General features: G+C 62.4%; 12 protein-coding genes and 3 tRNA genes. 7 read left to right on the forward strand and 8 right to left on the reverse strand.

The genetic code is table 11. The features are described from left to right. From ABIV12_RS11790 to ABIV12_RS11820, 7 genes are all read left to right on the forward strand, one after another. Positions 1-201, forward strand: a 201-nt coding sequence (locus ABIV12_RS11790) for a hypothetical protein (RefSeq protein WP_348059485.1), incomplete at its 5' end; no start/stop codon positions are given. Positions 202-1025: 824 nt separating this feature from the next. Continuing rightward, positions 1026-1928: a DUF6689 family protein gene (locus ABIV12_RS11795; RefSeq protein ID WP_348059486.1), complete on the forward strand. Its 903-nt coding sequence runs from the start codon at positions 1026-1028 to the stop codon at positions 1926-1928. A 10-nt stretch (positions 1929-1938) separates the two neighbouring features. Then, positions 1939-2841 (forward strand): GAF domain-containing protein, encoded by a 903-nt coding sequence (locus ABIV12_RS11800; RefSeq protein WP_348059488.1) that lies wholly within the window; start codon positions 1939-1941, stop codon positions 2839-2841. A 78-nt stretch (positions 2842-2919) separates the two neighbouring features. Then, positions 2920-6288: a tetratricopeptide repeat protein gene (locus ABIV12_RS11805; RefSeq protein ID WP_348059490.1), complete on the forward strand. Its 3369-nt coding sequence runs from the start codon at positions 2920-2922 to the stop codon at positions 6286-6288. Then, entirely contained in the window at positions 6272-7066 is a 795-nt protein-coding gene (locus ABIV12_RS11810) for a sensor histidine kinase (RefSeq protein ID WP_348059492.1), read from the forward strand. The genes ABIV12_RS11805 and ABIV12_RS11810 overlap by 17 nt, the downstream gene beginning before the upstream one ends. After that, complete coding sequence (locus ABIV12_RS11815) at positions 7063-7698, forward strand: response regulator transcription factor (RefSeq protein WP_348059494.1); 636 nt, start codon at positions 7063-7065, stop codon at positions 7696-7698. The genes ABIV12_RS11810 and ABIV12_RS11815 overlap by 4 nt, the downstream gene beginning before the upstream one ends. A 242-nt stretch (positions 7699-7940) precedes the next feature. Further along, the gene (locus tag ABIV12_RS11820) at positions 7941-8318 is read left to right on the forward strand and encodes an HU family DNA-binding protein (RefSeq protein WP_348059526.1); all 378 of its coding nucleotides are present in this window, start codon (positions 7941-7943) and stop codon (positions 8316-8318) included. 106 nt (positions 8319-8424) lie between these two features. Here ABIV12_RS11820 and ABIV12_RS11825 read toward each other — a convergent pair. The 8 genes from ABIV12_RS11825 to kdsB all read right to left on the reverse strand — a co-directional run bounded on the left by ABIV12_RS11825 (position 8425) and on the right by kdsB (position 14188). Then, positions 8425-8511: transfer RNA gene (locus ABIV12_RS11825), tRNA-Leu, on the reverse strand. 104 nt (positions 8512-8615) lie between these two features. Beyond that, positions 8616-8689: transfer RNA gene (locus ABIV12_RS11830), tRNA-Cys, on the reverse strand. A gap of 109 nt (positions 8690-8798) precedes the next feature. After that, positions 8799-8874: transfer RNA gene (locus tag ABIV12_RS11835), tRNA-Gly, on the reverse strand. An 85-nt stretch (positions 8875-8959) separates the two neighbouring features. After that, positions 8960-9520, reverse strand: coding sequence for a CDP-diacylglycerol--glycerol-3-phosphate 3-phosphatidyltransferase (pgsA, locus tag ABIV12_RS11840; protein ID WP_348059496.1), 561 nt, complete (start codon positions 9518-9520; stop codon positions 8960-8962). 16 nt (positions 9521-9536) lie between these two features. Next, positions 9537-11366 (reverse strand): excinuclease ABC subunit UvrC, encoded by a 1830-nt coding sequence (gene uvrC / locus ABIV12_RS11845; protein WP_348059498.1) that lies wholly within the window; start codon positions 11364-11366, stop codon positions 9537-9539. 154 nt (positions 11367-11520) lie between these two features. Continuing rightward, positions 11521-12945, reverse strand: coding sequence for an alkyl hydroperoxide reductase (locus tag ABIV12_RS11850; protein ID WP_348059500.1), 1425 nt, complete (start codon positions 12943-12945; stop codon positions 11521-11523). Positions 12946-12947: 2 nt separating this feature from the next. Next, positions 12948-13415, reverse strand: a complete 468-nt coding sequence (locus ABIV12_RS11855) for a low molecular weight protein-tyrosine-phosphatase (protein ID WP_348059502.1) — start codon at positions 13413-13415, stop codon at positions 12948-12950. After that, entirely contained in the window at positions 13412-14188 is a 777-nt protein-coding gene (gene kdsB / locus ABIV12_RS11860; protein WP_348059504.1) for a 3-deoxy-manno-octulosonate cytidylyltransferase, read from the reverse strand. Before kdsB ends, ABIV12_RS11855 begins: the two co-directional genes overlap by 4 nt. Between the last annotated feature and the right edge of the window lie 13 nt (positions 14189-14201).

The raw sequence follows: 14201 nt of genomic DNA on the forward strand, positions 1-14201 counted from the left end.
AACGGTGAAATCACCTTGAGCGCCACCGCCAATGAAATTTCAGGTTGCTACGCCGTGACTGCTACGGTTGATGGTGTCACGCAGAGGGCGATCTTCAGCCTGCGCAATTACACGCCTGACCAGATCAACAAGATGCTCGACTCTGGCATCGACATGGCGCTCGTTCTGCAGGATTCCATCTACTGCAACGGGTTTGAATGATCCGCACGAACTGAACGATTTTTGCAAGACCGGGAACCGGCCCGAGATCGACAAGAAACCCGAGGTAGTGGCGTATTCGACCTGCTCGTGACGCTCGCCAAGGCCTGGCCCCAGGGCACGGCGAACGGAGCGGACAGGGAGACCACAGATAGGGTGACGAAATGGTCAGAAGGCCGTTCCCGGTAGCGCGAACCTCTCAACACGTTTTGCAACGCCCCTTGTGGTGCGAACAACTGATGCAGTGGCGCATTCGACTTGCAGGAACTCCTCACGCCAACCCGCATTTCGGGATCAGCCAGAGATTCAGCAGGGAGTCCACCAGATAGGTTGAACCGAGCCCAAGCCCCGACGATTGCCACCGGCGCAACGACCCACCTGACGACGCAGTCCCGATGTACTGACGCACCCACCTGTGTCGATGAGCGAATCCACCGAAACCTGAAACGAGGGCCGGCAGATCCATTCGCGCAGGGAGATCACAGATAGGGATTGAACTCGACAGCGAATGGCACATCCGGCATTTGATTCACTCACACCCGGCGAATCACTTGGATCCGCCGGTTTTTTTTGGCTCCGCATCAGACGGGTCACCTACGCGCCACGTTTGTCGGCAGCGCAGCCGAAGCCTTTACCCTGACCCGGCCCGACACGCTTTCGCGCCTCGGCACGATTTTCGCTTTGTCCTCAGTTCCTCAGGGGAAAATCCCCCAAATCGCTGAAAAGGAACGGATTATGCTCGGATGCACTTGTCATTTGGCGTACCCTTGGTATAAGCCGATGGAACAAGGCGATTCATTGCGCAGCAGCGGCACAGGGGCGGAAACGTGATCATCCAAAGTCGATATTCCGCCGTGCTCGCCGTCCTCGGCGCGCTGGGGTGCCTATGTGCGAATCCTGCGCGTGCCGCGGTCATCGTGAGTGTCACGGGAAACGTTGCGCACGCCCAGATCTCGCTTGCGAATGGCGCCAATACCTATGACGCGGAAGTGACGATCACGTTCGACACGCCGCTCAACCTGGACGCACAAAGTCTGAATTTGACGGCGGAACTGGTCAACCCCAACGATCCGATCCTGACCGCACGCTTCGCCAATGTGGCAGGCGTGGTCGTTGACCCCGCGTTTCCAATGATGATCACTGTGGAACCGCCGAATCTGGGGTGGCTCTTCAAGACGAATTTCGACGGCAACGAGGATGGCACGGGCATGCTGTCGTTCCTCAACGACTATCAGGTGGAAATTCACACCGCGAACCTCACGTTTGTACAGAACAGCCGCTACCGGATACTCAAAGCCCCAGTGGGCGGCCTTTTCGGGGACATCACCGAGGACGTACTGAGCGGAAGTGTCCGCACGCGCGGTCGCGGCGGCGCGTTTTCCCAGTTCGTTGTGGTCGAGGACAATCGGCTCGTGCTGACGGTCGTACTTGGAAAGATCGTCGACCTCGATGTGAGAATTCTGGCTGCCGCTTTGAACAACGTCTTGCAGGGCGATCTGCTGGGCTTGTTGAGCCAAGTGCAACTGCTGGTCTTGCTGGACGTCGGCGCCGCCATTTCTGCGCTTGACGAACTGATCCTCGAAATTCAGATCGGTGCCACGAACGGCGACATCGCGAATGTCTGGCAGGCAGACCATTCCGTGACCAATGACGCTGGCGAGATGCTCAGCCTGGCCAAGACCTTGCGTTTTTCGCTCGTTCGACTGCAAGGTGGCGCTTCGAATCCCTGACCCAGCCGCCATGCCCGCCCGCTTTTGCGCCTATCCTCCGGACAATGCCGCGGTCATGCGGGTGCTTGAAGATGGCCGAAACTATACGATCGGTCGTTCGTCGGACTGCGAGATTCGACTCGACCATCGATCGATCTCGCGCCAGCATGGAGAGTTGAAGGGCAGTGACGGCTCGTGGCTTCTGCACGACACCGGCAGCAAGAACGGCATCAGCGTTGAAGGCCGGCTGACGGGCCGCGCCGAGTTCATCAACTTGACCTGGTTCATGATCGGAGACATCAGCTGTTCTCTGGAACCACTGGACGCGGTCGCGGGGGCTGCGGCCGTCGCAAGTTCCGAGAGCAGGCGATCAATGTCGCGGGCGCTGTCCGCTCGATTGCTCCCTCAACTCGGAATTGGGGCGCTGATACCGCAAACGCTCGACATGGTGCTCCAATTGACGGGCCTGGAGCGCGGTTTCGTTCTGTATGCACCCGACGGCGAAACTCTTCGAGTGCATGCGACGCGAGGACTTCGCGTCGATGACCTCTCCAACAGGCACTTTGCCGGGAGCGCCGCGGCCGTCGAACAGGCGCTTACGACCCGCGAGTATGTGGTCTGCGTTGATACCAATGATTCTCCGTGGCTTGCTGCCCGCCCCAGTGTGCGACTGGGCGGCATCCGCTCGCTCCTCTGCATGCCGCTGACACTCAGCCACCGCTCAATCGGTGTGCTTTATGCGGACAGCCGACTACCCGGCCCACCTATCACGGAACTCGACATCGAACTGGTGGAGAATGTGACCCGGCATGCAGCGGCGGCCATCGAGGCGGCCCGTTTGGAAGACCGCATCGCCGACGCACTTCGCAGCGCAGCGAGTATTGGGGTGCAACCACCCGCTTGGACAGACCTGGTGTCCGACGCCACCCGCTAAAGACGAAGCACAACGGGGATCTCCCTCGCGGACCTGGGCACCTGTCGCGCACGCCCTTTTCCGCGCTATCGTGCGCCGATGACGCGAGAAACAGTCCTTCCTGTCGACCAGGCCGCCACAATGACCGGCGTCATCATCGGCAGCGAACTTCGTGCCGGTGATGTTCTGGGTGGAAGGTTCAGGATCCAGTCGCTCATCGGCATCGGCGGCATGGGAGTCGTGTACCGCGCCTTTGACCAGTCGCTTGACATAGAAGTCGCGCTCAAGTTGCTACGCCCCGAGTTGGCGCGCCGTCCTGACGCATTCGCGAGCTTCCGTCGCGAGCTCCTGCTCGCCAGGCAAGTTTCCAGTCCTCACGTTGTACGCATCCACGATATTTCGGAGGACAACGGACGCTGGTTCATCAGCATGGACTACATCTCGGGCGAATCGCTCGAACAGCGGCTGGATCGCTCACGCGCCCTGCCTTTGAACGAGGCCCTCGCGATCACGCACGGCCTTCTCGATGGCTTGGCCGCCGCGCACCTCAAGGGGGTTGTTCATCGCGATCTGAAACCCGCCAATGTGCTTCTCGGCCCCGACGGCAATGCCTACATCAGTGATTTCGGAATCGCCCGAAGCCTCGGAGCCACTGGCCTGACGCAGACGGGCATGATCGTCGGAACGCCCGAATACCTGTCGCCCGAACAGGCGCGAGGCCAGGTGATCGACGCGCGGAGCGATCTCTACACGGTTGGCCTCATCCTCTATGAAATGCTCGTCGGGGAACTGCCATTCTCGGGCGGTACGCCGGCGGAAACCGTCATGCAGCGCATCTTGAGGCCACCGCCGTCACTCGCGAAGGCGCGCCCGGATCTTCCGCGCTGGCTGCATGCGTTCAGCAACAGTCTTCTCGCGATCAATCCCGCACATCGTCTGAATTCGGCAAAGTCCGCGATGCGCGCAATGGATACCCGCCGGGTGCCGCGGCGTCCTGTCGATTGGCGAGTCGTCGCAACGTCGATGGCCGTCGCCCTCGCGCTCGGTGGCGCGGGCGTCGCAATTTGGCGCCATCCCGATTTCGTGTCCAGGCTGCTTGCTCCCGTCGCGGTGCGCGTGCCCAGGATTGCGCTGCTGCCGTTGAACGCGCCGGGTGACGATGTCGAGCTTGCCGCAGTAGCCAGAGCAGTCGATGCGCACTTGCGCGCGTGGATGCGCGGCGATCGCGCACTGGCCATCGTGCCACGGCGGCGGATTCTCGATGCGCTGCAGCGCGTCGCTCCCGACACGTCTCCGGATGCGTTCACCCACCAGTTGCCGGAAATCGCCCAAGCAGCAAATGCCACGCGGCTGTTCACGGGTTCGATTGTGCGCGCTGGAAATGGACAGATGAAACTGGAGCTGACAGAGCCCGATGCGCCGGCATCCAAAGTCCTGCTCGAACTGGAAGCGCGGAGCGTTGACGAACTGCTGGAGAAATACCTTCAGAAGGCCGGAGCCGCCTTGAGTTCCCAGGATTGGCAACCCGGACCGCCGCCGGCACTTTCGTCCGAGGCAATGGAGCCACTGGGGCGAGCACTTCTTGCGCTCGACGCTCACCACGCCGACGCGGCAGCCGCTCAACTTGCCAAGACACTCCCTCCGCCGGACAAGAGCGCACTGGTCGAATCGGCTCGACTCGATGCGGAAGAGCAAGCCGGTCACGTTCTGGCGGCTCAGACGATTCGCAGCGCGATCATCACGCAGTTTGCCGCAACTGGCGGACCGGTCGCGGCTGAACTTTATGCGCGATCCCTGGCTGGCGAAGGCCAGGGACGCAAAGCCTCGCAAGCACTCGAAACAAGTATAAACATGTACCCCAATGACGCTTCGCTGGCGTTGTTGAACGCCGAGACGCACGCAGACAGCGGCCGTGGCGAGCAGGCGATGGACCTCTTCAAGGCCATTGTGCGTAACGACGACCAGGACGCGCGCGCATGGTACTTGCTCGGGCGCACGGGAATTCAGCAGGGGCAGCCGCGAATCGCCGTCGACGACTATCTGCTTCGCGCGTTGGTCCTCTTTACACGTAGCGGAGACATGGCGGCGGAAGCGGAAACTCGAAACGCACTCGGCTTGGGTTATGACCGCCTTGGGCAGCAGGATGCGGCGATCGAGCAGTACACCCGCGCCGCGGCAATTCGCGAGAAAATGGGAGATGAGATCGGCCTGAGCAAGACGTTGCGCAACCTTGCCATCGTTGAATCCGTCGGGGGCCATCACGACGAAGCGCAACGCACGCTGGACAAGGCAAAGGCCATTCTTGAGCGAATCGGCGATCGTGCCAATCTCGCGGATCTGTACAACGATCGCGGAATCATCGACGAGGAGCGCGGCGATCTCCCGGCAGCGCTTTCGTCTTATCGGGAATCGCTGGCGATGCGCCGGCAGCTGGGCAACGAGGCTCTTGTCGCAGAAAGCCTCGACAACGTGGCCTTCAGCTCCTTCCAGCTCGGAATGTTCGACGACGCCCAGGTCTATTGGCAGCAGGCCCTCGCCACCTACGAAAAGCTCGATGACCGCGTACGCATGCTCACGGTGGAGCAAAACATGGGCGTGCTCGATCTTGCGCGCGGGCATTTCGTGGCCGCGCGCGAGCGCCTTGAGAAGACGCTCGCGCATGCGGAGTCCAGCCAACTCTCGGAACAAACGTCCGTAAGTCTCGTCCACTTGGCTGAACTTGCGTTCTTGCAGGGTCGGTATTCGGATTCGATCGCGAACGCCACGCAGGCCGCACAAATTGCAGCGCGGCGGTCCGACCTTCGTACGGAAACCGGTGCGCAGTTGGTTTTGGCGCGCGTGTGGACTGCGCTTGGCAACACGATGCACGCCAGTACTCTTCTCGCATCGATCAATACTGATGCATTGGGCAGCGAACAGCAGGCAGCCTTTCTACTGGTTCGCGCACAAGAAGCGGTGCTCGCTTCCAATCCGAAGAGAGTGGCCACATTGCTGGACGAAGCGGCAACCTCGGCCGCAAAGGCTCACAGTGGCACGTTGGACCAGCAGATACGCTTGCAACGAACGAGGATGGCACTGGCATCCGGGGACCTCCCGAAAGCGAAGAGCCTGCTCGCGGACTTCGGTGGCGACACCGGCAAGGTCAATGAAATTCCGCTGCGACTGCAATGGCTCGAATTGGAAACGGCAGCCGCTCTGAAGAGTGAAAACACGTCTGCAGCAATCGCCCGCTACCGTCAGGCGCTCGCCTTGCTGGCTGACGTCGGCGACTATCGGCAGGCTTCGACCATCCATGAACTGGGCGCACGTGCCTTGCCAGCCGGCGTCGAGGCGGACGCTGCGCACGATGCCGCGAAAGCAGCGCGAGAGCAGCTGCTGGCGCAGGCGCCACCGGAAGATCACACTTCGCTCGAGGAACAGATGGACCGCCGATTGCGCGAGGAGGCGCCCGATGGCAATGCACACTGATACCCCGATGGAGACCGGTCCGCTGCGCGAGCAGCTGGAGTCGCTGTTGCACGAACACCGCACGTTGATCGATCAGCTCCAGCACGGGCAGGATCATTTCCGCCAGCTCGCTCGCTCGGTGTGGCGGGTGCAGGAAGACGAACGGCGCCGCATTGCACACGAACTCCACGACGGCGTTGGGCACAACATCACCGCGCTGATCCACCTTCTCACCGAGTCACTGGCGGCGCTCCCGCCAGAGTCGACCGATGTGCGGGCACTGGAACGATTGCGGCACGCGAAGGCGATTGCAGAGTCGACGCTGCAGGACACGCGTTCGCTGTCGCGCTTGTTGCGACCGCAGATCCTCGACGATCTCGGGCTCGAACAGGCCTTGCGATGGCTGGCGCGGACGTTCACCGAGACGCACGACCTGGACGTCGAGTTGTCGATCGAAGGTGACGTGCAGCTACTCGACGGCGATCGGTGCACGCTCGTGTTCCGCGTCGCCCAGGAATCGCTGGCAAATGTCGCGCGGCACGCACAAGCGCAGCGCGTCGATGTCGAATTGAAGCTGCGCGACGGCCTGGCTACCCTTTCGGTTCGCGACGACGGGCGCGGCGGCGATCCGGCGACCGCTCTCGCGCGCAGTGGCGCCAGCGAGAGCAGTGGCCTTGGAGGAATCCGCGATCGCGTTCGGCTCTTCGGCGGACGGCTCCATGTCGACTCGGCCGCCGGTAACGGTTTCTGCGTCACCGCGCATTTTCCGATCAACGACCCTGAGAGGCGTACGCCATGATCCGCCTTCTGATCGCAGATGATCACACGGTCATGCGCGAGTGCTTGGTCGCCACGCTGCGCGCGAGTGGCGAATGCATCGTCGTCGCCGAAGCAGGTGATGGCATCGTCGCGATTGAGCTCGCGCACGCGACGCAGCCGGATGTCGCGATCATCGACATCTCGATGCCAAGACTCAATGGCATTGAAGTCGTGCGGCGGCTGACGAACGAACTTCCCCGCACGCGCGTGCTCGTGCTGACGATGCATGAAGAAGACGAATACGTCCTGCTGTCCGTTCGCGCAGGCGCTCGTGGATATGTCGTCAAGCACGTCGCAACGACCGAATTGCTGCAGGCCATCCGCACCGTTGCAAACGGAGACGTGCACTTCGGGCCTTTCGCCGTGAAAGCGTTGGCAGGGCAACTACAACATCCCGATGCTCCGGACGATCCCTACGGCGCGCTGTCGGCGCGCGAGCGTGAAGTGCTGCATCTGGTCGTCGATGGACTGACCATCAAGGAGATCGCAATCCGCCTCGATATCACGCCGAAAACGGCCGAGAACCATCGCAGTCGCGTACTTGCCAAACTGAACCTGCGCAACAGCGCGGAACTCGTCCGATATGCAATGCGCAAGCGACTGGTGACCTGATCGGCCGAGCCAGCGACGGCCCGGACAGCGATTGCCGAGCCGCATGGCAGATCGCAACGCAGGCCGATGTGATCACAGGAGACCGCAATGCCGGTGGAAACGTCGAAAAAAACCCCTGTTTTGCGCGAAAAACCGCAGCCACGGCCCGACAAACCGGATACGCTACCGGGGTGCGAGGCGAATCGCTGCCCCGCGCGACACATCCGCCATTACCCCCACTCAGGAGCCAATTGTTCATGGCCATGAAGAAGTCTGCTGCAAAGAGCGCATCCAAGAAGCCGGCCGCTGCTGCTCCGGCAAAGATGAAGCCTCTGACCGAAGTTCTCTCGAAATCGTCGCTCGTCAGCCATCTGTCTTCGCACAGCGGCGCCGAACCGAAGACGGTCCGTGCGGTGCTCGAAGCGCTGGAACAGACGATCGCGAACTCCGTTCACAAGAAGGGCGTCGGTTCGTTCACCCTGCCCGGCCTGATGAAGGTCACGTCCCAGGCGGTCGCCGCCAAGCCGAAGCGCAAGGGCGTGGATCCGTTCACCAAGGAAGAGCGCTGGTTCGCAGCGAAGCCTGCATCAGTCAAGGTCAAGGTCCGTCCGCTCAAGAAGCTGAAGGACTACGCAGCCTGACGATTCACATGCACCGTCGGCCGATCGGTCGGCGGTGCAATGCGTGGGGTGGATCGGCGCAATGCCTCCACCGGGACAAGAGCCGGTTGAACCGCGTACGAACATGTGGTGCCCGGACCCGGAATCGAACCGGGATACCCCGAAGGGTGAGAGATTTTAAGTCTCTTGCGTCTACCGATTTCGCCATCCGGGCGTTGCGTTGACGCGCGCACGAAGATCGTAACGATTCGTCCACCGGAGGGCCATCACCGTCGCGATCGGACAGCGCCCGAACGCACGCAAGCACGACGAATGCGTTGGAGGCCTGGGTCGGAATCGAACCGGCGTACGCGGCTTTGCAGGCCGCTGCATGACCACTCTGCCACCAGGCCGGTGACGATTTGTTTGTTGCGCGCTGTCCTTGGCGCCGAGACCGCCCGTCATCCTGACGAACCTGCAGAAAAAACAAAACCTCGGCGGACCGAGGTTTCATCTGCTTTCTGGAGCGGGAAACGAGACTCGAACTCGCGACCCCGACCTTGGCAAGGTCGTGCTCTACCAACTGAGCTATTCCCGCATGGGACGCGCATATTACGTTCTGACTCGCAGGTGTCAACCCCATCGCGCAACATTTCTCGCCCGCGCGTTGCGCTCAGCGCGTTTCAGCGTTGCTGACGGAGCACCGGCCACGCAGCGCGGACGTACTGGATGCCGGATCCGATTGTCAGCGCCGCGGCGATCACCAGCAGGCTCTCGCCGACGAAGAACGGCCGCAACGTCTCCAGATCATGCTGATAGAGCAGCACGACGATGGCGATGATCTGCATGACGGTTTTGACCTTGCCAATGGTCGCGACCGCCACAGTTGCGCGCTGGCCGATCTCGGCCATCCACTCGCGCAGTGCCGAAATGCTGATTTCTCGGCCGACGATGATCGCGCTGGTGACCGCCAGAAGCGGCGTCGGGTTCTCCTGCACGAGCAGGAACAGAGTCACCGCGACCATCAGCTTGTCAGCAACCGGGTCGAGGAACGCACCAAACGCCGACCCCATGTCCCAGCGCCGCGCGATCCACCCGTCCAGCCAGTCGGTGATGGCCGCCGCGATGAAGATTGCGGCCGCTGCGATGTTCGCGCCGCGAAATGGCGCATAGAACACGATGACCATCACAGGCAACAGGCCAATGCGGAAGAGGGTCAGGGCGGTTGGAATCGTGATCGGCATCGGTCGGTTCGGGTTGTCAGCCGTGCAAGGTAGCGTAAATGCGTTCTGCCAGCTCTCGGCTGATGCCCTTGACCTGCATCAGTTCCTCGATGCCTGCCTTGGACAGACCCGCGAGGCCCCCGAAATGTTTCAGCAGTGCGGACCGTCGTCGCGCGCCGACTCCGGAAATTTCTTCCAGCGTACTTGATTCGCGCGCTTTTTCGCGGCGGCCGCGGTGGCCGGTGATCGCGAAACGATGCGCTTCGTCGCGCACTGCCTGGATCAGATGGGACGCCAGCGATCCAGGCCCGGGCCACACGCTGCGGCCGGAGTCTCCGAGGATGAGCGTTTCGTCGCCGGCCTTGCGCGCCTCGCCCTTGGCGACGCCGACGATGGGTACGCCTTCGACGCCGAGTTCGTTCAGCACGTCGATGGCCTGCTGGACCTGGCCTTTGCCGCCGTCGATCAACAACAGGTCGGGAAGCCTCCCCTCGCCTGCTTGAATCCGCTTGTAGCGACGCTCCAGTGCCTGACGCATCGCCGCGTAGTCGTCGCCGCCGGTGATTCCGGCGATGTTGAAGCGACGGTACTGCGATTTTTCCGGACCTTCCGGACCGAACACCACGCACGAGGCCACCGTCGCTTCGCCCATCGTGTGACTGATGTCGAAGCATTCGATCCGTTGTGGCGTCTCGCCCAACCCAAGCAAGTCGCGCAGGGCCTCGAAGCGTGCCAGCAGCGTCTGACGGCTGGCAAGACGCGAGGTCAGCGCGGCTTCGGCGTTGCGACCGGCAAGGTCGAGGAAGCGCGCGCGATCGGAACGCACGCTGGACTTGATCTCGACCCCATGTCCGCAGTGCGCGCACAGCGCCTCAGCCAGTGGCGCCGCGTCCTCCGGCGCATGACTGACGATCAGTTCCGCCGGCACCGGACGTTCCAGGTAGTACTGCGCGATGAACGACGAAAGGATGGTCGCTTCATCGGCTTCGACCGCGAGGCGCGGAAAGAAGTCGCGCGACCCGAGGCTGACGCCATTGCGGAAGAACAGCACGCTGATGCAGGCGATGCCTGCTCGGATCGCGCAGGCGATGATGTCCATGTCCGCGCTCGCGCCCTGCACGTAATGGTTGGCCTGCACGCGCTTCACCGCTGCAATCTGGTCGCGGATGCGTGCAGCCTTTTCGAAACGGAGCTCGGTGCTCGCGCGTTCCATCGTGCCGACCAGCTCGTCCATCATCGCGCTGCCGCGACCGTCGAGGAACATCTCGGCGTGCCGCACATCCTCGGCGTAGTCGGGAATGGCGATGAGATCGACGCACGGCGCGGTGCAGCGACCGATCTGGTGCTGCAGGCACGGACGCGAGCGATTGCGAAAGTAGCTGTCCTCGCAGTTGCGGATGCGGAAGAGTTTTTGGATGAGATCCAGGCTCTCTCGCACCGCACCAGCGCTGGGGAACGGGCCGAAATAGCGGCCACTTGTCCGCTGCGTACCGCGGTGGAAGGCCAGACGCGGGAAATCGCCACTGGTCAGATGGATGTATGGATAGCTCTTGTCGTCGCGCAGGACGATGTTGTAGCGCGGCTTGAGCGACTTGATGAGCTGCGCTTCGAGCAGCAATGCCTCCGCTTCGGTGCGTGTAACGGTGGTCTGGATCTCCGCGATCTGCGCGATCATCGCGGCAATGCGTGGCTCCAGCCTCGGTTTCAGGAAATAGCTGCCGACGCGTTTTTTGAGATTGCCTGCCTTGCCGACATACAGCAGGTCGCCCGATGCGCCGAACATCCGGTACACGCCGGGCGCCCCGGTCAGCGTGCTGACGAAGACCTTGCCATCGAAATCAGGGGGAGCGAGGGAGGGTTCGGACATCCGTGAATAATAAGGGCGGCATCGGCCAAACCCGAGGGGCGCGTTGGCCCCATGAATGTGTTGTGAGGACGGTTCAGCCAAAGCGGTCACGCCGTGCGCATGCCGGCGTGTGCCCGCGCGGATCCGTCATCGAGACCCGCGCAGAGACCAACGATCAGCTTTCGCCAGCGCCGACCCTGTGCACGACGCCCGTTGCCAGGTCCACGCGTGCGATCTCGTGACGATTCGTGTTGGCGATCCACAACTGGTTCGCGTGCACCGCGAGACCCTGCGGTTCATTCAGCCCATACAGCAGATCCAGCAGATGCGCCTTGCCGCTTTCCCGTTCCAGGCGCTTGATCGCATTGTTGCCACTGTCCGCCACATAGATCGCGCTGCGCGCATCAGTCGCAATGGCGAGCGGATTCTGCAGACGGACCTTGCCGCGCATTCCAACTGCGTCGCCGAAATCGTACAAGCCTGTTCCTACCATGGTTTCGACCCGACCACCCGGTTCGATCCAGCGGATCGACGACGATGCCGCGTCGGCAACGAGGAGATTCCGCCCGATCGTTGCAAGGCCGCTGGGTTGCGCAAACAGCGCTTCCATCGCAGAGCCGTCGAGCAGGCCACGCTCGCCTTCGCCTGCATAGACCACGACAGTCAATGCGAGCAGGTCGAGTTTCCAGATCTGGTTCTGCCCCGCAACGGCGATCAGCAGATGATGTCCGATCACAGACAGGTCGATCGGGCTGTTGAGGGCTGTCGAGCGTGCGTCCGCATTCTCGGGTCGATCAAAGCCGGCGCGCCCGGTTCCCAACACGGTCTCGACGATGCCGTTGCCCAGATCGATGCGCCGCACTGAATGATTTCCGCGATCCGCGACATACAGCGCGCTGCCCCAGCGCGCGAGTCCCTGCGGGTCGTTGAAGCACGACTGACTGGCGCTGCCGTCGGCGTGGCCCGCATTGCCGCTGCCGAACGACCGGCTCACCGTGCCCTCGTGACTGCATTCGAGCACGCGATGATGGCCACTGTCGGCGATGTAAAGAAATTTTTCGTCGACCAGCACCTTGCCCGGGAACGCGAGCGCAGTGCGCGGCTGCGGTCGCAACACAGGCGGGGTCGGCTCGTAGACGCGCAGGTCATTCAGCGCTGCCTCGTCGAGAAGCTGGCCGATCCGCACGTCGACGAGATCCCCACTCCCTTCGCCGGGATACACCGCAGCAAGTGCGCCGGCGGCATCGATCAGTGCAATGCTCGGCCAACTCCTGATCGCGTAGGAGCGCCAAACGCGAAACTCTCCATCGTTCGCGACCGCGTGCCGAAGGCCGAGTCGGTTGACTGCACTCAATACCGCGTCGCTGGCAGCCTGGCGTGGATATTTCGGGCTATGGATGCCGATGACAGTCAATCCGTCATGATACTTTTCGGCGAGGCGGTTGATGTCGGGGATCTGGTTCCAGCAATTGACGCTGTCGTAACTCCAGAACCACAGCAGCACCACCCGCCCGCGGTGGTCGGCGATCCTCGGCGGGGTCGCGGTATTGACCCATTCGATCTCGTCCGGCAGCGGTGGTGCTGCGTTGCGCACGTCCATGGTCACGGCTCCCCCATCATGCGCGCCTGCCCGATCAGACCGGCGACACCGGCCCGTGCAAGGTCGACCACCCGTTCGAAATCCGCCTGCACACCGTAGTACGGATCGGGAACTTCTGTATTTCCAAGACCGGCGGATACGAGAAACAGCGAATGATTGCTCCGCGCTGACGCAGGACTGATCCTCTGCAACGCTTCGAGGTTCACGCGGTCCATCGCCAGCAGATGGTCGAACGTCGCGAAATCAAGCACCTGGACCTGCCGGGCGCGATGTTCGGACAGCGGATAACCGCGCAACTCCGCCACCCGGATCGCTCGTGGATCAGCCTGATTTCCAACGTGGTAGGACTCGGTTCCAGCGGATGCCACGTGGACGTCCACTCCGGCACGCGCGAACTCGACGCGAGCGACCGATTCGACGATCGGCGAGCGACAGATGTTGCCCATGCAAACGAACAGCACGCGCCTCATCGCTCACTCGCACCGATGATGCGCTCGACCCGCGCGAGATCCTCTTCGGTATCGACGCCTGCGGGGAATGCTTCCGGTGCAAGGCGAAGCGCGATTGGAAACCCGTGCTCCAACGCGCGCAATTGTTCAAGCGACTCGGTTTGCTCCAGCGGCGTTTCGGACAGCGTCGAAAACCGCCGGAGAAAGCCGGCACGATAGGCGTAGATGCCGATGTGGCGAAGAAATGGCAGGTCCGCAGGCAACTGCACCCGCGACGTGGCAAACGCATCGCGCGCCCACGGGACCGGAGCGCGGCTGAAATAGAGCGCGCGACCTGCCTGGTCGCGCACCACCTTCACGCAGTGGGGATCGAACAACTCGTCCATCGACATGATCGGTGTCGCCAGCGTCGCCATGAGCGCATCATCTTCGAACATCGCAGCAGCCACCGCGCGGATTCCGCTCGCGGGCGCCAGCGGTTCGTCACCCTGCAGATTCACCACCACCAGGTCGTCGGGCCAGTGCAGGCGGGTTGCGACCTCTGCCAGGCGGTCGCTGCCTGACGCATGATCGGATCGTGTCATCTCGACCTGCACATCACTGGTCGCCAGCGCAATAGCGATGCGCTCGTCGTCGGTTGCAACGACGATGTCCTGCGCACCGGCAGCCCTCGCACGCTGCACGACGCGCACGATCATCGGCAGCCCGGCAATCTGCCGCAACGCTTTTCCCGGCAGCCGCGTCGACCCGTAACGGGCGGGTATCGCGACGATGAAGGGAACCGCTGCGTCCATCGGCTCAAGGGTT

Origin of the sequence: Dokdonella sp., from assembly GCF_039926425.1 — a bacterium.
Taxonomy (GTDB): Bacteria; Pseudomonadota; Gammaproteobacteria; order Xanthomonadales; family Rhodanobacteraceae; genus Dokdonella_A.

What these genes read in the sequence shown, in the direction of transcription:
- kdsB (WP_348059504.1), bottom strand. Translation starts at nt 14,188, where the DNA reads ATGGACGCAGCGGTTCCCTTCATCGTCGCGATACCCGCCCGTTACGGG.
- ABIV12_RS11815 (WP_348059494.1), top strand. Translation starts at nt 7,063, where the DNA reads ATGATCCGCCTTCTGATCGCAGATGATCACACGGTCATGCGCGAGTGC.
- ABIV12_RS11805 (WP_348059490.1), top strand. Translation starts at nt 2,920, where the DNA reads ATGACGCGAGAAACAGTCCTTCCTGTCGACCAGGCCGCCACAATGACC.
- ABIV12_RS11855 (WP_348059502.1), bottom strand. Translation starts at nt 13,415, where the DNA reads ATGAGGCGCGTGCTGTTCGTTTGCATGGGCAACATCTGTCGCTCGCCG.
- uvrC (WP_348059498.1), bottom strand. Translation starts at nt 11,366, where the DNA reads ATGTCCGAACCCTCCCTCGCTCCCCCTGATTTCGATGGCAAGGTCTTC.
- ABIV12_RS11800 (WP_348059488.1), top strand. Translation starts at nt 1,939, where the DNA reads ATGCCCGCCCGCTTTTGCGCCTATCCTCCGGACAATGCCGCGGTCATG.
- ABIV12_RS11810 (WP_348059492.1), top strand. Translation starts at nt 6,272, where the DNA reads ATGGCAATGCACACTGATACCCCGATGGAGACCGGTCCGCTGCGCGAG.
- ABIV12_RS11820 (WP_348059526.1), top strand. Translation starts at nt 7,941, where the DNA reads ATGAAGAAGTCTGCTGCAAAGAGCGCATCCAAGAAGCCGGCCGCTGCT.
- ABIV12_RS11850 (WP_348059500.1), bottom strand. Translation starts at nt 12,945, where the DNA reads ATGGACGTGCGCAACGCAGCACCACCGCTGCCGGACGAGATCGAATGG.
- pgsA (WP_348059496.1), bottom strand. Translation starts at nt 9,520, where the DNA reads ATGCCGATCACGATTCCAACCGCCCTGACCCTCTTCCGCATTGGCCTG.